The organism is Agromyces sp. NPDC058126 (assembly GCF_042884595.1).
Classification (GTDB): Bacteria; Actinomycetota; Actinomycetes; order Actinomycetales; family Microbacteriaceae; genus Agromyces.
In genome coordinates this window covers 211494-229300 of sequence record NZ_JBHVTS010000003.1, presented here as the reverse complement: position 1 = coordinate 229300, position 17807 = coordinate 211494, and the positions used below count along the sequence as shown (strand labels likewise).

Below are 17807 nucleotides of genomic sequence, written 5' to 3'. Positions count from 1 at the left end.
GAGCCGAGCCCCGCGGTTCTGCTCGCCGGAGTCGGCGACTCACGGCCGCTGCGCAGCGGACACGTCGACGCAGACGACTCCGGTGTTGCCGTCCTGATCGGCGATCACCGTCAGCGAGGGCGCATCGCGGTCGTCGACGACCGTCCCACCCGCGGCGACCGCGGCGGCGATCCGTTGCTCGGAGACCTCGGGCGCCACGTAGACCTCGAGATGGAACCGCTGACGCGGAGTCCGGTGCTCGTCGCCGTCACCGTCGCCGTCACCGAACCAGAGGTTCGGCACCCGTCCCGTGGCGTCTCGGATCTCGTCGCTGGGAGACCCCCGTCCCTGCGACTCGGCACTCCCGGTCAGCAGTGCGGCCCACACCGGAGCGATCGTCGCCGAGCGGGACGTGTCGAGACCGAGCTCGATCTCGCTGACCGAGGCCGGGTCGGCGGCGACCCCGTGGTCCGCGGCGATCTCGGTGATCCGTCGCGCGAGCTCGACGTCCTGCCGGGTCACCCATTCGACGAGGTGTTCGGTGCCCTCGTCGTCGCGGTAGACGGCGTCGTCGCTGACCAACTCGAGATCGACGTGTCCGTCGCCGATCGACACGCGCGGGTGGTGGCCGAGGGCGTCGCCCGCCTCGCCCACCGCGACGACGAACCGTGCGCCGGAGCTGAAGTCGTCGACCACGAACCGGGCATGCAGCCCCTGGGCCAGCTTGCGCCAGTCGGTCAAGTCGGCCGCGGCGATCTGATCGCCCTTCAGCATGTCCATGGACGCGGAGTCTAGCCATGGTCGGCCGCGGCGGCCATCGACGCAGCACGAATGCGGATATGCCCGCCGGACACGGGATGGTACCCCTCGGCGTGCGGAGGGGTGCGAGCGGGCCGGCTGATACGCCGGGTTCTGTTCACCGGGCGCTTGCGCGACACCGGCTGGACGGCCATCTCTCTCGGGGGCACGTTGCCGTGACCCTCCAGCGGCCTACCCGGAGACGGGGCGGGCAGCCCCATGGTCTCCTGTCTGGCCTTGCTCCGGACGAGGTTTACCGAGCCGATCGCGTCACCGCGACCGCTGGTGGGCTCTTACCCCACCGTTTCACCCTTACCCGGCGCTTGCGCACCGGGCGGTCTGCTTTCTGTGGCACTGTCTCGCGGGTTGCCCCGGGTGGGTGTTACCCACCGTCCTGCCCTGTGGAGCCCGGACGTTCCTCGGCGCACGATCGAGACCGTGCGACGCGACCGTCTTGCCGACCCACTCGCCCCTGAAGTCTAGCGTCAGAGACCCGACTCGTCGGTACGCACGAGGATGCGGTCGCACTCGGGGCACTGCAGCACCTCGTCGGGCGCGGCGCGGCGCACCGCCTCGAGATCGGACCCGGTGAGTGTCATCGTGCAGCCGCCGCAGGTGCGCTGGCTCAGCAGGGCCGCACCGACGCCGGCGCCCTTGGTGCGACGCTGCTCGTAGAAGGCGAGCAGCTCGGCCGGGACCCCCGCAGCGACGACCTCGCGGTCGCGTACGGTCTGCTCGCGCTCGACCGTGAGCGTGCCCGCTGCCTCGTCGCGCTCGGCTTCGAGTGCGGCCACTTCGGTGACGATCGCCGCGCGCTGGAGGTCGATGCTCGAGACGGCCACCTCGGCCTCCTCGACGCGCTCCATGACGACGAGCTCCTGGTCCTCGAGGTCGGAGCGGCGCTTCGCGAGCGACGCGAGCTCGGCCTCGAGGGCGGTGACGTCCTTCACCGAGGAGGTGTGCTGGAGCCGCTCGCTGTCGCGGGCCATCCGCGCCTCGACGAGCGCGACGTCGGACTCGAGGCGCGCGAGTTCGGCCTTCGCGTCTTCGAGGGTGCCGATCGCCTCGGCGCGGGTACCGCGCACGTCGGCGTCGCGCTGTGCGAGTTCGGCCAGCGGGGCGGTCTGCGGCAGTGCGCCGAGACGATGCGCGAGCTGCGCGATCCGGGTGTCGATCGACTGCAGGCGCAGGAGTTCCTGCTGCTCGGCGGGGCTGGCCTTCACGTGTTGCTCCTCGTGGGGGTCGGGGTGGAAGTCATCATTGCACGACCTGGAAATCCCAGGGGTCGGTGCGGATCTCGCTCACGGCGACCTCGACGCCGGGCAGCGCCGCGCGCAGCTCCGCGGCGGCGGTGTCGAGCCAGAGCCATTCGCTCGCCCAGTGCGAGACGTCGACGAGGGCCGGGCCGCCGCCGAGGAGGGCCTGCTCGCGCGCCTCGGAGGCGGGGTGGTGGCGGAGGTCGGCGGTGACGTAGACGTCGGCAGCGCGCACGAGCGGGTGGCCGAGCAGCGAGTCGCCGGCGCCGCCGCACACGGCGACGGTCTCGACGGGGTCGTCGAAGCCGCCCGCGACGCGGACGCCGGTCGCGGTCGGCGGCAGCACCTCGGCGAGGTGGCGGGCGAGCCGGCCGAGGGTGGTCGGCTCGGCGAACCGGCCCACTCGGCCGATGCCGGTGACGCCGTCGTCGGATGCCTCGATCGGCTGCGTCTCGACGAGCCCGAGCCGTTCGGCGAGCACCGCGGAGGTGCCGGTCGCGACGACGTCGGCGTTCGTGTGCGCCGCGAGCAGCGCGCTGCCGCCACGGATGAGCTTCGCGAGCAGCGCACCCTTGTAGCGGTCTTCGGCGATGCTCGTGACGCCGCGGAGGAGCAGCGGGTGGTGCGCGATCAGCAGATCGGCGCCCTGCTCGACGGCCTCGTCGACGGTGGCCGCGACGGCGTCGACCGCGAGGAGGATGCGATGAACCGGGGCGTCCATCGCCCCGGAGACGAGCCCCGAGGCATCCCACGGCTCGGTACCCGACGCCGGCCACAGTCGTTCGGTGACGGCGAGGACATCGGCGAGTTGCTGGGGCACCCGTCCAGCCTAGCGTCGGGCCCCCGTGGCGACGAGCGGCCCGACCGCCGGTCGGCGTCGTCTCGTCAGGCGGGTGCGCCGCCGACGCGCACGAGCATCTTGCCCGTGTTGGCGCCGCGCATCATCGCGAGGAACGCCTCGACCGTGTGCTCGATGCCGTCGACGACGGTCTCGTCGTACGCGATGAGGCCCTCGGCGAACCAGCCCGTCATCCGTTCGGTGAACTCGGGCGCCAGGTGGAGGTACGCCGCGAGCGTGAACCCGGTGACGCTGAGGCCGCGGGTGATGATGTTCGCGAGGTTGTCGGGTCCCGGCACCCGCTCGGTGGTGTTGTAGCCGGCGATGGCGCCGCAGAGCGCGAGCCGCCCGCCGTCGTTCATCACGTCGAGCGCCGCCTCGAGGTGGTCGCCGCCGACGTTGTCGAAGAAGACGTCGACCCCCTCGGGCGCCAGTGCGGCGAGCTGCTCGCGCACCGGAGCATCCCTGTAGACGAACGCCGCGTCGTAGCCGTACTTCTCGGTGAGCAGTGCCGCCTTCTCCGCGGTGCCGGCCGATCCGATCACCCGCTTCGCGCCGAGGAGCTTCGCGATCTGTCCGACGGCGGTGCCGACGGCTCCGGCGGCACCCGAGACGAAGACCGTGTCGCCCTCGCGCAGACCGGCGATGGCGGTCAGCCCGACGTAGGCCGTCAGCCCGGTCATTCCGAGGATGTGGAGCCGGAGCGACGACGGCACGCCGGGCACCTCGGGCACCGCGCGGAAGGATCCGGCCGGCGCCTGGACGGTATCGGCCCACCCGTGCTGGTGCAGCACCACGGTGCCCACGGGCAGCTGCTCGGCGGCCGAGGCGACCACGCGACCGATCGCGCCGCCGGCGATCACCTCGCCCAGTGCGTAGGGGGCGACGTAGCTGCGCACGTCGTTCATCCGCCCGCGCATGTACGGGTCGACGGAGACGAACTCGTTGGCCACGCGCACCTCCCCCGGCGCGAGCTCGGGGTGCACGACGGTGACCGTGCGGAAGTCGTCGTGCGTCGGCCAGCCCTGCGGGCGGCGGGCGAGATGGATCTGCGTGCTGGTGGTGTTGCTCATGGCTCTTCTCTGCGAGTGCTGCGGGGCAGGGTGGGGTGTCGGGAAGTCGGAATCGATCGGGTGGCCGGCTCGCGTCAGAGTGCGAGTCCGATCGCGAGCGCGACGACGGCGAGTGCGGGGACGACGCCCTGCTTGAGCGCGGCGCCCGCCTTGTCGGGGCTCGAGAGGAGCAGGACGAGGCTCGCGGCGACCATGGAGCCCGCGCCGGTGAAGACGAGGGTCGCGCCGATCGTCGCATCGCCGATGGCGAAGAACACGATGCCGAGCACGACTGCGACCGCCAAGAAGAGGTTGTAGAACCCCTGGTTGAACGCGAGCTCCTTCTGCACGGCGGCCTGTTCGACCGTGCCGGTGCCGAAGATGCTCCGGGCCCGCTTGCTCGTCCAGGCGATGGACTCGAGATAGAAGATGAAGACGTGCACGAGCGCCGCGATGCCGGCGAGCACGAGTCCCGCGATGACCATATGGGGAGTCCTTTCGAAGCGGCAGGGTGCCGAGGATGATTACTGTACCGTTCGATCCAATATATACTGGACCGACCGGTACGCAAATCGAGATGGAGTCACCGATGGGACGCACGCAGACGTTCGACACGGGCGACGTCGTGCGCGCTGCGCGGGCGGTGTTCTGGGAGCACGGCTTCGAGAGCGCGGCGCTGCCCGAGCTCGAGCGTGTCACCGGACTCAGCCGGTCGAGCATCTACCACGCGTTCGGCTCGAAGCGGGGCCTGTTCGACGCAGCCGTCGACAGCTACCTCGACGAGGTGATCCGCCCCCGGCTCGCGCCGCTGACCGTCGACCCCGTCGCCCCGACCGCGCTCGAGGAGTACCTGACGGGCCTGCGCGGGGCGCTGACCCGGCACGGCACGCTGCCGGCAACGAGTGGGTGTCTCCTCGTCAACGCCTCCGCCTCCCCCATCGGGCACGACGACGCCGTCGCGCGCACGATCGCCTCGTACCGGGCGGAGCTCCGCGCGGCGTTCGGCAACGGCGTGCGAGCGCGCGCCGCCGGCGCGACTCGCGATTCTCAGGATCTGCTCGCCGACATCTGCACGGGGCTCGTCATCTCGGCCTTCGCATCGGTGCGCGTCGACCCCGAGGCCGCGGCCGGTTACCTCGACAACGCGAGGGCCCTCATCGCCACGCACCCAGCCTGACGCGACCGCGACGATGGAGCGTCAGCTCGGGACGGAATGGGTGGGCCCTGCCGGGCTCGAACCGACGACATCCACGGTGTAAACGTGGCGCTCTACCAACTGAGCTAAAGGCCCGTCGCGCATGTGCGACGCATCCGCAATGCTATCGCGGACGGCGCGCTCAGCCTGCGCGCAGCAGCTCGAGCGCCGCGCGGTACTGCTCGATCGTGCGCGGCTCGCCGGCCGGCGTCGCGAAGGCCGCACGGATCACGCCCGCCTCGTCGATCACGAAGGTCGCGCGGGCCGCGTAGCCGCGGTCCTCGACGAACGCGTCGTACGCCCTCGCGACCTCGCCGTGCGGCCAGAAATCGGCGAGCAGCGGGAAGCCGTAGCCCTGCTCCTCGGCCCAGGCGCGCAGCGCGAACTTCGAGTCGACCGAGATGCCGACCAGGCGCACGCCCGCGTCCTCGAACATCGCGAAGTCGTCGCGCAGCGCGCCGAGCTCCCCCTGGCAGGTGCGCGAGAAGGCCAGCGGGAAGAAGACGAGCACGACCGATTTCTCGGCCCGGAGCTCGGCCAGCCGCGCGGTGCGGCCGAGGTGGTCGACGAGTTCGAAGTCGGGGGCGGGGGCACCGATCTGCAGCGGCATCCGATCTCTTCTCTGCTTTGTGGGAAGGCTGAGCGAAGCCACAGCCGACCGAGCCGAAACGTTGTGCGAATGTCACTAGTATGGCCAAGTGTGATCGGTCGAAACCCGGCCGTTCGTCGTGCGCGCAGCACCCCGCGCGCCGTAGATCTGCCGTAGAGAAAGGTCGAGTGTGACTGTCAACGACCAGGACCCTTACTCCGTCGAGGCGCTGGACGCCGATCCCGAGGAGACGAGCGAGTGGGCCGAATCCCTTGACGCCCTCGTCGCCGAGAAGGGCCACCAGCGCGGGCGCGAGATCATGCTCAGCCTGCTCAAGCGCTCGAAGGAGCTCCACCTCGGCGTGCCGATGGTGCCGACGACCGACTACCTGAACACGATCGCCCCCGAGAACGAGCCCGCGTTCCCCGGCAACGAAGACATCGAGCGCCGTTACCGCGCCTGGCTCCGCTGGAACGCCGCCATCCTGGTGCACCGTGCGCAGCGCCCCGGCATCGCCGTCGGCGGCCACATCTCCACCTACGCGGGCGCCGCGTCGCTCTACGAGGTCGGACTCAACCACTTCTTCCGCGGCCAGGACCACCCCGGCGGCGGCGACCAGATCTTCTTCCAGGGCCACGCCTCCCCCGGCATGTACGCCCGCGCGTTCCTCGAAGGGCGCTTCGACCAGGACGACCTCGACGGCTTCCGCCAGGAGAAGTCGCGTGCCCCGCACGGCCTCTCGAGCTACCCGCACCCGCGCCTCATGCCCGAGTTCTGGCAGTTCCCGACCGTCTCGATGGGCCTCGGCCCGATCAACGCGATCTACCAGGCGCAGCTCAACAAGTACCTCACCAACCGCGGCATCAAGGACGCCTCCGACCAGCAGGTCTGGGCGTTCCTCGGCGACGGCGAGATGGACGAGGTCGAGAGCCGCGGTCAGCTCCAGGTCGCCGCGAACGAGGGTCTCGACAACCTCAACTTCGTGATCAACTGCAACCTGCAGCGCCTCGACGGCCCGGTGCGCGGCAACGGCAAGATCATCCAGGAGCTCGAGAGCTTCTTCCGCGGCGCCGGCTGGAACGTCATCAAGGTCGTCTGGGGCCGCGAGTGGGACGACCTGCTCGCGCGCGACCACGACGGCGCGCTGCGCAACCTGATGAACGTCACCCCCGACGGCGACTACCAGACGTACAAGACCGAGTCGGGCGCCTACGTGCGCGAGAACTTCTTCGGTCGCGACCCGCGGGCGCTCGAGCTCGTCTCGCACCTCAGCGACGACGAGGTCTGGGGCCTCAAGCGCGGCGGCCACGACTACCGCAAGATCTACGCGGCGTTCAAGGCGGCGACCGAGCACAAGGGCCAGCCCACGGTCATCCTCGCGAAGACCATCAAGGGGTACGGTCTCGGCAAGTCCTTCGAGGGGCGCAATGCGACGCACCAGATGAAGAAGATGACGCTCGACAACCTCAAGACCTTCCGCGACGAGATGCGCATCCCGATCTCCGACGCGCAGCTCGAGGAGAACCCGTACCTGCCGCCTTACTACCACCCCGGTCAGGACGACGAGGCGATCCAGTACCTGCAGGAGCGCCGCCGCGAGCTCGGCGGCTACGTGCCCGAGCGCCGCTCGAAGCACGTCGCGCTCAACCTGCCCGACGACTCGACCTACGCGATCGCGAAGAAGGGCTCGGGCACGCAGGAGATCGCCACGACGATGGCCTTCGTGCGTCTCCTGAAGGACCTCATCCGCTCGAAGGACTTCGGCCACCGCATCGTGCCGATCATCCCCGACGAGGCGCGCACCTTTGGCATCGACGCGTTCTTCCCGACCGCGAAGATCTACAACCCGAACGGCCAGCACTACACCTCGGTCGACCGCGAGCTGCTCCTCGCCTACAAGGAGAGCCCGCAGGGTCAGATCGTCCACGTCGGCATCAACGAGGCCGGAGCGTTCGCCGCGTTCACGAACATCGGCACCTCGTACGCCACGCAGGGCGAGCCCCTCATCCCGGTCTACGTCTTCTACTCGATGTTCGGGTTCCAGCGGACGGGCGACGCGATGTGGGCGGCCGGCGACCAGATGGCGCGCGGCTTCATCATCGGCGCGACCGCCGGACGCACCACCCTCACGGGTGAGGGCCTCCAGCACGCCGACGGCCACTCGCCGCTGCTCGCGTCGACGAACCCCGCGGTCGTGTCGTACGACCCCGCCTACGGCTACGAGATCGGGCACATTATGCGCGCCGGCCTCGAGCGCATGTACGGCGGCAACCACGCCGACCCGAACGTCATGTACTACCTCACCGTGTACAACGAGCCGATCGTGCAGCCCGCCGAGCCCGAGGGGGTCGACGCCGAGGGCCTGCTCCGCGGCATCCACCGTCTCTCGGAGTCGAACACCGCAGGCCCGAAGGCGCAGCTGCTCGCCTCCGGCGTCGCCGTGCCGTGGATCCTCGAGGCGCAGCAGCTCCTCGCCGAGGACTGGGGCGTGTCGGCCGACGTCTGGTCGGTCACGAGCTGGTCGGAGCTGCGTCGCGACGGCCTCGCCGCCGACGAGCACAACTTCCTGAACCCCGACGCCGAGCGTCGCGTCTCATACCTGACGCAGAAGCTCGCGGGGGCGCGCGGCCCGTTCGTCGGCGTGTCCGACTACATGCACGCCGTGCCCGACCAGATCCGTGCTTACGTGCCCGGCCAGTTCGCGACGCTCGGCGCCGACGACTTCGGGTTCTCCGACACGCGTCCGGCCGCACGCCGCTACTTCAAGATCGACGGCCCCTCGGTGGTCGTCCGCACGCTCGAGATGCTCGCCGAGCGCGGCGAGGTCGACCGTGCGCTGCCCGCGCAGGCGATCGAGAAGTACCGTCTGCACGACGTGAACGCCGGCACGACCGGATCGGCCGGCGGCGAGAGCTAGCAGGCGACGAGGTGGCGACGAAGCCGAAGACGAAGGCGGAGACGCTCGCGTGGTTGCGGACCATCGCGGGCGAGCTCGCGACCGCGACGCTCAAACGACTCGAAGACACGTTGCCGTGGTACGGCGACATGCCGCCGAGCCGCCGCTCCGCCGTCGGCCTCGTCGCCCAGGCCGGCATCTCCTCGTTCATCGCGTGGTTCGACGACCCTCGATCGACGCCCTGGATCGCCGCCGACGTGTTCGGCGCGGCTCCACGTGAGCTGCTGCGATCGGTGAGCCTGCAGCAGACGCTGCAGCTCATCAGGGTGACGGTCGAGGTCGTCGAGGACCGCGTCAAGGACGGCGGCGAGCCGCTCCGCGAGGCGATCCTGCTCTACTCGCGTGAGATCGCCTTCGCGGCGGCCGACGTGTACGCGCGCGCCGCCGAGGCCCGCGGCCTCTGGGATGCGCGGCTCGAGGCGCTCGTGGTCGACTCGATCCTCTCGGGCGAGGCCGACGACGAGCTGCCGAGCCGCATCGCGGCCCTCGGCTGGCACGGTCACGGCGAGGTCGCGGTGCTCGTCGGCACCGCACCGAAGCAGCTCGACGTCGATCACGTGCGACGGGCCGCCCGGCACATGCACGCCGATGTCCTCATCGGCGTGCAGGGCAACCGGCTCGTGCTCGTCATCGGCCGGGCCGACCCGCTCGCCCGTGAGGCCGACGAAGCGATCGGCACCGCGCCGGCGCTGACCTTCATGGAGATCGCCGCGCAGCTCGAACCGCACTTCGGCCCGGGGCACCTCGTGCTCGGGCACGCGGTGCCGAACCTCGTCGACGCGTCGAAGAGCGCGAAGGCCGCCCTCGCGGGCTTCGCCGTCGCCCGATCGTGGCGCCACGCCCCGCGGCCGGTGCACGCCGACGATCTGCTGCCCGAGCGCGCCCTGGCGGGCGACCCGCTCGCCCGTGCGACCCTCGTGCACCGCATCTACCGTCCGCTGCGCGCGCACTCGACCGAGCTGCTCACCACGCTGTGGAGCTACCTCGACAACGGCCGCTCGCTCGAGGCGACGGCGCGCGAGCTGTTCGTGCACCCGAACACGGTGCGGTACCGCCTGAAGCGCGTATCCGACGTGATCGGCTGGGATGCCACGGGCGCCCGCGAGGCGCTCATCCTGCAGTCGGCGCTCATCATCGGTTCGATGAGCGATCACGAGCACGGCACGCCGCCACGCCGCCCCTGATCGGGCCTCGCCCGATGCGTTCGCGCGCGTTCCGACCGGGCCCGCTGTGTCGTCGGCACAAGGGTTTCGCGAAGAGCTTGTAGCGTGTGCACACCACTTGCGGCCCGGTGATTGGCAGACTGGGGTGGTGATCGTCGTCGTCTGCCCTGGACAGGGCTCTCAGACCCCCGGATTCCTCGCCCCCTGGCTCGACGTGCCCGGCTATGCCGAGCGCCTCGACGCGTTCTCCGCCGCCGCGGGCCTCGACCTGGCCGCGCACGGCACCGTCAGCGACGCCGACACGATCCGCGACACCGCGGTCGCGCAGCCGCTCATCGTCGCGGCGGGGCTGCTCACGCTCGGCGGTCTGCTCGCCGACGGCCGCGCCGAGCGCATCGGCGGCATCGCCGGCCACTCGGTCGGCGAGATCACCGCGGCCGCCGGCGCCGGCGTGCTCAGCGACACCGACGCGATCGGCTTCGTCGCCGAGCGCGGTCGCGCCATGGCGGATGCCGCGGCGCAGGTCGCCACCGGCATGAGCGCCGTCATCGGGGCCGACGAGACCGAACTGCTGGCGCGCCTCGCCGAGCTCGGGCTCGAGCCCGCGAACTTCAACGGCGGCGGGCAGATCGTCGTCGCCGGCGCACTCGACGCGCTCGAGCAGCTGAAGGCCGAGCCGCCGGCCGGGGCACGGGTCATCCCGCTGCAGGTCGCCGGCGCCTTCCACACCCGGTACATGCAGCCCGCGGTCGAGCGGCTCGCACAGGTCGCCGCGACCCTCGCCCCTGCCGACCCCGCGCTGCCGCTGTGGTCGAACCGCGACGGCGGCCGCGTGGCATCCGGTGCGACCTTCCTCGAGCTGCTCGTCGGGCAGGTCTCCTCGCCCGTGCGCTGGGACCGCTGCATGGAGTCCTTCGCGGACGCCGGCGTGACCGGCATCATCGAGCTCGCGCCCGCCGGCGCGCTCGTCGGGCTCGCGAAGCGCGCGCTCAAGGGCGTGCCGACCGTCGCCGTGAAGACGCCCGACGACCTCGCCACCGCGATCGACCTCATCGATCAGGCCGCCTGATCCCCCGCACTACGAGAAAGCCGAGCATGACGAGACCTACGCTCCAGCAGTCGCACGGACCCGCGTACACGCGCATCTACGCCCTGGGCGCCGCCCGCGGCGCGAACGCGGTGCCGAACGACGACCTGATCGGACCGATCAACTCCTCCGACGAGTGGATCCAGCAGCGCACCGGCATCATCACCCGCGCCCGTGCCGGCGCCGAGGTGTCGGCACTCGACCTCGCGACCGACGCGGCGAAGGAGGCGATCGAGCGTTCGGGCGTCGCGCCCGAGCTCATCGACCTCGTGATCGTCGCGACGATCTCGAACGTGCAGCAGACCCCGTCGATGGCCGCGGTCGTCGCCGACCGGGTGGGTGCGAACCCCGCCGCGGCCTACGACAGCAACGCCGCCTGCGCGGGCTACGCCTACGCGGTCGCCCAGGCCGACGCCCTCATCCGCACCGGTGGCGCGCACTACGCGCTCGTGATCGGCGCCGAGAAGCTCTCGGACGTCGTCGACCCGACCGATCGGAGCATCTCGTTCCTGCTCGGCGACGGCGCCGGCGCCGCCGTCATCGGCCCGAGCGACACGCCCGGGATCGCGCGCACGGTGTGGGGCTCCGACGGCTCCAAGGCGGGTGCGGTCGGCATGAACGGCACGCTCGTCGAGTACCGCGACGGCACCGCCGAGTGGCCGACGCTGCGCCAGGAGGGCCAGACGGTCTTCCGCTGGGCCGTCTGGGACATGGCGAAGGTCGCGAAGCAGGCACTGGATGCCGCGGGCGTCACGAGCGCCGACCTCGCCGCCTTCATCCCCCACCAGGCGAACATGCGCATCATCGACGAGTTCGCGAAGCAGCTGAAGCTGCCCGAGTCCGTCGTGATCGCCCGCGACATCGCGACGACCGGCAACACCTCGGCCGCGTCCATCCCGCTCGCGACGCACCGTCTGCTCGAAGAGCACCCTGAACTTTCCGGGGGCCTCGCCCTCCAGATCGGCTTCGGCGCGGGCCTCGTGTTCGGCGCCCAAGTGGTGGTTCTTCCCTGAACCGCCGACCCCTGTCCATCTAGACTGTCTCTCGGTCAAACGAGACACCCCTCAAGGAGAAGAACCATGGCATTGTCCACCGAAGAAGTGCTTGCCGGCCTGGCCGAGCTCATCAACGACGAGACCGGCATCGCAACCGACACGGTTGAGCTGGACAAGTCGTTCACCGACGACCTCGACATCGACTCGATCTCGATGATGACCATCGTCGTCAACGCCGAAGAGAAGTTCGACGTGAAGATCCCCGACGAAGAGGTCAAGAACCTCAAGACCGTCGGTGACGCCGTCAGCTTCATCGTCAAGGCCCAGGCCTAGTCGCCGCGACGAGCGGGCCGCGGCATCGCCCGGCCCGCTCGATCCGTATTTCCTTCGCCTTCCTCCCCGGAGTGTTTTCGTCATGACCAAGAAGATCGTCATCACGGGTATCGGTGCGACCTCGCCCATCGGCGGCACCGCTCGTGACAGCTGGAAAGCCCTGCTCGCAGGCGAGTCCGGTGCCCGTGCCCTCGAGCACGACTGGGTCGCCGAGCTCGAACTGCCCGTGACCTTCGCCGCGACCGCCAAGGTCGCCGCCTCCGAGGTGCTCGAGCGCCACGAGATGAAGCGTCTCGACCCCTCGAGCCAGTTCGCCCTCATCGCCGGCCGCGAGGCCTGGGCCGACGCGGGCGCCCCCGAGGTCGAGCCCGAGCGGCTCGCCGTCGACTGGGCGACCGGCATCGGCGGCGTCTGGACGTTGCTCGACGCCTGGGACACCCTGCGCGAGCGCGGCCCGCGTCGCGTGCTGCCCATGACCGTGCCGATGCTCATGCCGAACGGCCCGGGCGCGGCCGTCGGCATGGACCTGCACGCCCGTGCCGGCATCCGCACCGTCGTCTCGGCGTGCGCGTCGAGCACCGAGTCGCTCGTCAACGCCTACAACCAGCTGCAGGCGGGCGAGGCCGACGTCGTCATCGCCGGCGGCTCCGAGGCGGCGATCCACCCGATCACCATCGCCTCGTTCGCGTCGATGCAGGCGCTCTCGAAGCGCAACGACGACCCCGCGACGGCCTCCCGCCCCTACGACGTCAACCGCGACGGCTTCGTGATGGGCGAGGGCGCGGCTGCGCTCGTCGTCGAGACCGAGGAGCACGCGAAGGCCCGTGGCGCCCGAATCTACGCCGAGCTGCTCGGCGGCGCGGTCACGAGCGACGCGTACCACATCACCGCGCCCGACCCCACGGGTCTCGGGGCCTCGCGTGCGATGCGCGCGACCCTCGAAGCGGCCGGCCTCGAGCCCGGCGACGTCGCACACGTGAACGTGCACGCGACGAGCACGCCGGTCGGCGACATCGCCGAGTACACGGCGCTCCGCGAGGTCTTCGGCGACCACCTCGACAACATCGCGATCAGTGCGACCAAGGCATCGACCGGGCACCTGCTCGGAGGCGCGGGCGCGATCGAGGCGATGTTCACGGTGCTCGCGCTCCATGAGCGCACCGCTCCCCCGACGATCAACGTCACCGAGCTCGACCCCGAGATCCCGCTCGACGTGGTGCGCGAGCCGCGCGCGCTCGCCGACGGCGAGCTCGTCGCGATCTCGAACTCGTTCGGGTTCGGCGGACACAACGCGGTCGTCGGATTCCGGTCGGTCTGACGCCCACTGCATGACGAAGGTCCCGGTGCGAATCGCACCGGGACCTTCGTCGTCGTCGGGCCGCTGCTTCACTCGTACGGCTGCCGGGAATCCCCCTTCCGACCTCCGCGTCGCGCCGCAGCGGGCCCTCGGTTCGTCACCCCACCTGGTGCAGCCAGACGACGGGGGCGAAGTCGCTCGCGTGGCGGAACGGCTCGAGTTCGTCATCCCACGCCTGGCCGAGCGCGAGCCGCAGTTCGCGGTGCACCTCGAGCGCATCGAGCCCGCCGACCTCGAGCGCGTAGCGGACGCGGTCTTCGGGGATGACGGTGTTGCCGGCGGCATCGGTCTGCGCGAAGTAGACACCGAGCTCGGGCGTGTGCATCCATCGGGCCCCGTCGTTGCCCGGGGTGGGGTCTTCGCTCACCTCGAAGCGCAGTTGCTCCCAGCCGCGCAGCGCCGATGCGATCTTCGCGCCGGTGCCGGGTTCGCCCTCCCAGTAGAACTCCGCGCGCATGGCGCCGCGAAGCACGGGCTGCTCCTGCCAATCGAAGTTCACGGGTGCACCGAGGGCGCGCCCAGCGGCCCACTCGACATGCGGACAGAGCGCCCGCAGCGAGGAATGCACGAACAGCACACCCCGCGCGGAGCGTGCGGCCCGCGCGACCGTCTCTGCCATCTCCTTCTCCGTTCTGCTGAGGTGCGTCTTCCCCTACGACCTCTGAACGGCGGGTGGCCGGATGTTCGATTGTGCGCGGCAAGCGCCGCATCGCCGATTATGCCCCGGATCAGGGCGGTTCACAAGGGTCGCGGCCGGTGCGGTGCATCGCGGCGCGAGGATCACTATGCTCGGTGAGGTATTCGCCCGACACTGAAGGAGTCGCGGATGGCCGTACGTGAGGCACTGCTGGCATCGCTCATCCCCGGCCCCGCCTACGGCTTCCAGCTGCACGGCGCGCTCACCGCCCGGACGGGCGGGCGGCGCCAGGTCAACGTGGGCCAGAGTTACGCGACGCTCGAGCGTGCGACCAAGGCGAAGCTCATCGAGGCCGCCGGCGCGACCGACGACGGGCTGCCGCTGCACCGGCTGACCGCAGTGGGGCGCGCCGCCGCCGACGCCTGGCTCGGCGGCGAGGATGCCTCGGGCGCCGACCCGTGGGACGAGACGGTCGACCGCGTGCTGATCGCGGCATCGCTGCCCGGCGTGGACGTGTCGTCGATCGTGGCGGCCGAGACGCAGCGCTGGCGCGCACGGCTCGTTGAGGCCGAGCACACGGCGGGCGATGACGACACCTCCGGCTCCGACGCCGCACTCGCCGGGCTCGCCCGGGCGGCCGATGCCGCGCGGGCCCGGGCGGCGATCGACTGGCTCGAGGGCGTGGCCGTGGCCGTGGCATCCGGACCGTCGCTCGAGCTCGTGCCGAGCGCCGAGCGCCCCCGACGCGGCCGACGCCCGTCGGCGGCAGCGGCGCCCGACGCCGACGCTCAGCCTTCGGCCAACGCGTAGCTGTCGACCACCGCGAGGTCGAGCGGGAAGTCGACCGGGAAGTCGCCGAAGAGCAGACGCCCCGAGCTCGCAGCGCAGTCGGCGACCGCGGCGGCGACCTCGTCGGCGCGATCGGCGGGCGTGTGCACGATGATCTCGTCGTGGAGGAAGTACACGAGGTGCGGGACCGCGGCGAACGCCGGGCCGGAGCGCGGGGCCAGGGTGCTCGACGGCGGAAGCGCGCTGAGCCGGGTGCGGAGGGCCGCCATCCAGCAGAGGGCCCACTCGGCGGCGCTGCCCTGCACGACGAAGTTGCGGGTGAACCGTCCCCACTCTCGCGCGACGGAGCGCGCACGCCGCTCGTCGACGGCCGTGGCCTCGGGGTCGCTCGCGCGTGCCTGGGTCTCGCGCCACGACGCCGGCGGCAGGGGTGAGGAGCGACCGAGGTTCGTGGTGACCTGGCCGCCGCGCTCCCCCACCGCCGCTGCACGGTCGACGAGCGCCATGGCACGCGGGTACGCCCGCGCGAGGCGCGGCACCAGGCGGCCGCTGTCGCCGGTCGTCGCCCCGTACATCGCACCGAGGATCGCGACCTTCGCCTGGTCGCGCGTCTCGACGACCCCCGCGTCGACGATGCCCTGGTAGAGATCGGTGCCGCGCGCGGCGCCCGCGAGCGCCTCGTCGCGGGCGAGCCCGGCGAGCACCCGCGGCTCGAGCTGCGCGGCATCGGCGACGACGAGCTTCCATCCGGGGTCGGCCACCACGGCGGCGCGGACGTTCTTCGGCAGCTGCAGCGCACCACCGCCCGAGGTCGCCCATCGCCCGGTGGCCGTACCGCCCGGCACGTAGTCGGGGCGGAACCGACCGTCGAGGATCCACTCGTCGAGCCAGGACCAGCCGTTCGCGCTGAGGAGCCGCGCGAGCCGCTTGTACGCGAGCAGCGGCTCGATCGCCGGATGATCGTGCTCGCGCAGCTCCCACTTGCCCGTCGAGGCGACCTGAATGCCCGCGCGCCGCAGCGCGCGGAGCAGGTCGACCTGCGAGTCGAGGTTGACCGTCGGCTGCTCGAGCGCGGCGCGCACCTCGAGGGCGAGCGCCTCCATGCGGGCGGGCTTCCACCCGGGTTTCGGCTTCGGTCCGAGCTCGCGTTCGAGCACGGCCTCGTGCACGCCGCGATCCCACGGCAGGCCGGCCGCCTGCAGCTCGACGCCGATGAGCGCCCCCGCCGACTCGGCGGCGAGCAGGAGCTGCAACGCGCGCGGTCGTGCGCTCGCCTCGACGAGGCGCAGCTGCCGCCGGTACTCGGCGACGACGGCGTCGACCGTGACGTCGCCGGCGAGCGTGTCGGATGCCTCGGCGTCACCGCTCGCCCTACCGGGAGGCACGACGCTCGCGGCCTGCGCGGCGGCCTCGGTGTCGGCCCCGGCCGACTCATCAGCGAACTCGTGGAAGTCGAACAGCGCGGTCGATCGTGCGGCCGCCGTGGCGGCGCTCGGCGCGACGGGGATCGCGCCCTCGAGGCTCGCGAGGTTGGGTGCTGCCGAGAGCCAACGCGGGCGCGGCTCGTCGTCGGCCGCACGAGCCGCGACCGTGTCGGCCGAGCCTTCGACGATCGCCCCGCCGAGCAGGAGGTCGTGGCAGCGCTCGACGCGCACGCCTGCACCGAGCAGCGCCGGATACCAGCGTCGGGCGTCGCTCCACACCCATCTGGGGCGCTGCCGCTCGAGCTCGGCGACCGCGGCGGGCAGCTCGTCGGCGTCGAGCACCGCGATCGGGTGCGACGGATCATCGACGTCGACGAGCGCGACCCGGCCGCGCGGCGCCGTTCCGATCGCGATCCGCATCCCTCCATTCTCGTGCCGGGCACCGACAGCGGTGCACCGCGGATGCCGCAGCGGCGCCGGTGTCGGTGGTGCGGGGCAGGATCATCGGCATGAGGAGCACGGGAGGCGACGCATGGTCGCCGTGAGATTCCGCTGCGGGCACGGGGCTGCGTCAGGCGAGGGCACGGTCACGCTCTCGCGCGGCTGCCCGTTGTGCATGCTCATCGACGAGACGCAGCGCTCGCGCAGCGAACTGCTGCGCAGAGTGGCGCCCGCACAGCGTGCGCGACTGGCGGTCGAGACCCGCATCGGCGCCGAGTACGACTGGCGCTGCGATCGCGGCCACGACCGCTACACCGCGACCGCGCGCGAGGCCCTGACGAGCCCGGGGTGTCCGAAGTGCCGCCGCAACGCTGCCGGACCGAGCGCCGCCCGCGAGGCCGGCCTCGCCTACATGAACCACGGTCTGCGCACCCGCACGTCCGCGACCGAGCAGCGCCTGCGTGTCCTGCTCGGCGAACGCATCCGCCTGCATCACCGGGTGAACGCCGTGCGCATCGCCCGCACGTTCTACGGGCGCCAGGAGGTCTGGCCCGACATCCTCGTGCCGCAATTGCGCATCGCCGTCGAGTACGACGACCCGGGCCGCTCGCGACGGGCGCACTCAGGCCTGAAGGCGGCGTCCGATCTCGAGAAGGACGAGGCCCTGCACGAGGTCGGATGGGACGTGATCCGCATCCGTGCCGGCGGGCTCGACGCGATCAGCCCGACGAGCATCGTGTGCCGCGCGCTGACCGTCGAGGTGGTCGACGAAGTGGTGGCGATCATGCGCCGCCTGCGCGGCGACGCCGCGGTCGATGCGCTCGCCGTCGGCGGCGCGGTGACCGCCGGCGCTTCATCGTGAACCGCCTTCCGTGAACCGACTGCTCTGAGCGGCGACCGCTCGATGGCAGCGGTCGC

17 protein-coding genes, 1 tRNA gene and 1 other RNA gene are annotated in these 17807 nt (G+C 71.5%); 9 read left to right on the top strand and 10 right to left on the bottom strand.

The features are described 5' to 3' along the window. Positions 1-39: 39 nt before the first annotated feature. The 6 genes from ACFVTR_RS10065 to ACFVTR_RS10040 form a co-directional block, all read right to left on the bottom strand. Positions 40-759, bottom strand: coding sequence for a 4a-hydroxytetrahydrobiopterin dehydratase (locus ACFVTR_RS10065; RefSeq protein WP_387036954.1), 720 nt, complete (start codon positions 757-759; stop codon positions 40-42). 105 nt (positions 760-864) lie between these two features. Further along, positions 865-1242: RNase P RNA component class A (gene rnpB / locus ACFVTR_RS10060), an RNA gene on the bottom strand. 20 nt (positions 1243-1262) lie between these two features. After that, positions 1263-2000 carry a zinc ribbon domain-containing protein gene (locus ACFVTR_RS10055; protein ID WP_387036952.1) on the bottom strand — a complete coding sequence of 246 codons (738 nt, stop codon included), beginning with the start codon at positions 1998-2000 and terminating at the stop codon, positions 1263-1265. Positions 2001-2034: 34 nt separating this feature from the next. Continuing rightward, a complete protein-coding gene (locus ACFVTR_RS10050) occupies positions 2035-2853 on the bottom strand; it encodes a Nif3-like dinuclear metal center hexameric protein (protein ID WP_387036951.1) in 819 nt (272 codons plus the stop codon). A gap of 65 nt (positions 2854-2918) precedes the next feature. Then, positions 2919-3944 carry an NADP-dependent oxidoreductase gene (locus ACFVTR_RS10045; RefSeq protein WP_387036949.1) on the bottom strand — a complete coding sequence of 342 codons (1026 nt, stop codon included), beginning with the start codon at positions 3942-3944 and terminating at the stop codon, positions 2919-2921. A gap of 74 nt (positions 3945-4018) precedes the next feature. Beyond that, positions 4019-4408 (bottom strand): DUF1304 domain-containing protein, encoded by a 390-nt coding sequence (locus tag ACFVTR_RS10040; RefSeq protein ID WP_387036947.1) that lies wholly within the window; start codon positions 4406-4408, stop codon positions 4019-4021. A 104-nt stretch (positions 4409-4512) separates the two neighbouring features. Here ACFVTR_RS10040 and ACFVTR_RS10035 point away from each other — a divergent pair, with 104 nt between their 5' ends. Continuing rightward, positions 4513-5100 carry a TetR/AcrR family transcriptional regulator gene (locus tag ACFVTR_RS10035; protein ID WP_387036945.1) on the top strand — a complete coding sequence of 196 codons (588 nt, stop codon included), beginning with the start codon at positions 4513-4515 and terminating at the stop codon, positions 5098-5100. 41 nt (positions 5101-5141) lie between these two features. Here the strand turns inward: ACFVTR_RS10035 and ACFVTR_RS10030 are convergent. Together ACFVTR_RS10030 and ACFVTR_RS10025 are read right to left on the bottom strand one after the other, a co-directional pair. After that, positions 5142-5214, bottom strand: a tRNA-Val gene (locus tag ACFVTR_RS10030). Between the two features lie 46 nt (positions 5215-5260). Further along, positions 5261-5728, bottom strand: coding sequence for a peroxiredoxin (locus ACFVTR_RS10025; RefSeq protein ID WP_387036944.1), 468 nt, complete (start codon positions 5726-5728; stop codon positions 5261-5263). Between the two features lie 169 nt (positions 5729-5897). On the opposite strand from ACFVTR_RS10025, the gene aceE reads away from it, so the two are divergent. The 6 genes from aceE (at position 5898) to ACFVTR_RS09995 (ending at position 13559) form a co-directional block, all read left to right on the top strand. Continuing rightward, positions 5898-8624 carry a pyruvate dehydrogenase (acetyl-transferring), homodimeric type gene (aceE, locus tag ACFVTR_RS10020; RefSeq protein WP_387036942.1) on the top strand — a complete coding sequence of 909 codons (2727 nt, stop codon included), beginning with the start codon at positions 5898-5900 and terminating at the stop codon, positions 8622-8624. Between the two features lie 11 nt (positions 8625-8635). After that, positions 8636-9847 carry a PucR family transcriptional regulator gene (locus ACFVTR_RS10015; protein WP_376945034.1) on the top strand — a complete coding sequence of 404 codons (1212 nt, stop codon included), beginning with the start codon at positions 8636-8638 and terminating at the stop codon, positions 9845-9847. Between the two features lie 127 nt (positions 9848-9974). Continuing rightward, entirely contained in the window at positions 9975-10895 is a 921-nt protein-coding gene (locus tag ACFVTR_RS10010; RefSeq protein WP_387036940.1) for an ACP S-malonyltransferase, read from the top strand. 26 nt (positions 10896-10921) lie between these two features. Continuing rightward, complete coding sequence (locus tag ACFVTR_RS10005; RefSeq protein ID WP_387036938.1) at positions 10922-11926, top strand: beta-ketoacyl-ACP synthase III; 1005 nt, start codon at positions 10922-10924, stop codon at positions 11924-11926. 66 nt (positions 11927-11992) lie between these two features. Continuing rightward, positions 11993-12241, top strand: coding sequence for an acyl carrier protein (locus ACFVTR_RS10000; protein ID WP_026378239.1), 249 nt, complete (start codon positions 11993-11995; stop codon positions 12239-12241). A gap of 82 nt (positions 12242-12323) precedes the next feature. Beyond that, positions 12324-13559, top strand: a complete 1236-nt coding sequence (locus ACFVTR_RS09995; protein WP_387036936.1) for a beta-ketoacyl-[acyl-carrier-protein] synthase family protein — start codon at positions 12324-12326, stop codon at positions 13557-13559. Positions 13560-13695: 136 nt separating this feature from the next. On the opposite strand, the gene ACFVTR_RS09990 is transcribed toward ACFVTR_RS09995, so the two are convergent. Continuing rightward, positions 13696-14217, bottom strand: coding sequence for a DUF3145 domain-containing protein (locus tag ACFVTR_RS09990; RefSeq protein ID WP_387036934.1), 522 nt, complete (start codon positions 14215-14217; stop codon positions 13696-13698). A gap of 207 nt (positions 14218-14424) precedes the next feature. On the opposite strand from ACFVTR_RS09990, the gene ACFVTR_RS09985 reads away from it, so the two are divergent. Then, positions 14425-15045, top strand: a complete 621-nt coding sequence (locus ACFVTR_RS09985) for a PadR family transcriptional regulator (RefSeq protein WP_387036933.1) — start codon at positions 14425-14427, stop codon at positions 15043-15045. Here the strand turns inward: ACFVTR_RS09985 and ACFVTR_RS09980 are convergent. Continuing rightward, positions 15024-16868, bottom strand: coding sequence for a bifunctional 3'-5' exonuclease/DNA polymerase (locus ACFVTR_RS09980; RefSeq protein ID WP_387036931.1), 1845 nt, complete (start codon positions 16866-16868; stop codon positions 15024-15026). The genes ACFVTR_RS09985 and ACFVTR_RS09980 overlap by 22 nt on opposite strands. Positions 16869-16980: 112 nt before the next feature. Between ACFVTR_RS09980 and ACFVTR_RS09975 the strand changes: the two genes are divergently transcribed. Beyond that, entirely contained in the window at positions 16981-17751 is a 771-nt protein-coding gene (locus ACFVTR_RS09975) for a hypothetical protein (RefSeq protein ID WP_387036929.1), read from the top strand. Positions 17752-17807 lie beyond the last annotated feature (56 nt).

What these genes read in the sequence shown, in the direction of transcription:
- ACFVTR_RS10065 (WP_387036954.1), bottom strand. Translation starts at nt 759, where the DNA reads ATGGACATGCTGAAGGGCGATCAGATCGCCGCGGCCGACTTGACCGAC.
- ACFVTR_RS10045 (WP_387036949.1), bottom strand. Translation starts at nt 3,944, where the DNA reads ATGAGCAACACCACCAGCACGCAGATCCATCTCGCCCGCCGCCCGCAG.
- ACFVTR_RS10040 (WP_387036947.1), bottom strand. Translation starts at nt 4,408, where the DNA reads ATGGTCATCGCGGGACTCGTGCTCGCCGGCATCGCGGCGCTCGTGCAC.
- ACFVTR_RS10035 (WP_387036945.1), top strand. Translation starts at nt 4,513, where the DNA reads ATGGGACGCACGCAGACGTTCGACACGGGCGACGTCGTGCGCGCTGCG.
- ACFVTR_RS10025 (WP_387036944.1), bottom strand. Translation starts at nt 5,728, where the DNA reads ATGCCGCTGCAGATCGGTGCCCCCGCCCCCGACTTCGAACTCGTCGAC.
- ACFVTR_RS10005 (WP_387036938.1), top strand. Translation starts at nt 10,922, where the DNA reads ATGACGAGACCTACGCTCCAGCAGTCGCACGGACCCGCGTACACGCGC.
- ACFVTR_RS10000 (WP_026378239.1), top strand. Translation starts at nt 11,993, where the DNA reads ATGGCATTGTCCACCGAAGAAGTGCTTGCCGGCCTGGCCGAGCTCATC.
- ACFVTR_RS09995 (WP_387036936.1), top strand. Translation starts at nt 12,324, where the DNA reads ATGACCAAGAAGATCGTCATCACGGGTATCGGTGCGACCTCGCCCATC.
- ACFVTR_RS09990 (WP_387036934.1), bottom strand. Translation starts at nt 14,217, where the DNA reads ATGGCAGAGACGGTCGCGCGGGCCGCACGCTCCGCGCGGGGTGTGCTG.
- ACFVTR_RS09985 (WP_387036933.1), top strand. Translation starts at nt 14,425, where the DNA reads ATGGCCGTACGTGAGGCACTGCTGGCATCGCTCATCCCCGGCCCCGCC.
- ACFVTR_RS09980 (WP_387036931.1), bottom strand. Translation starts at nt 16,868, where the DNA reads ATGCGGATCGCGATCGGAACGGCGCCGCGCGGCCGGGTCGCGCTCGTC.
- ACFVTR_RS09975 (WP_387036929.1), top strand. Translation starts at nt 16,981, where the DNA reads ATGGTCGCCGTGAGATTCCGCTGCGGGCACGGGGCTGCGTCAGGCGAG.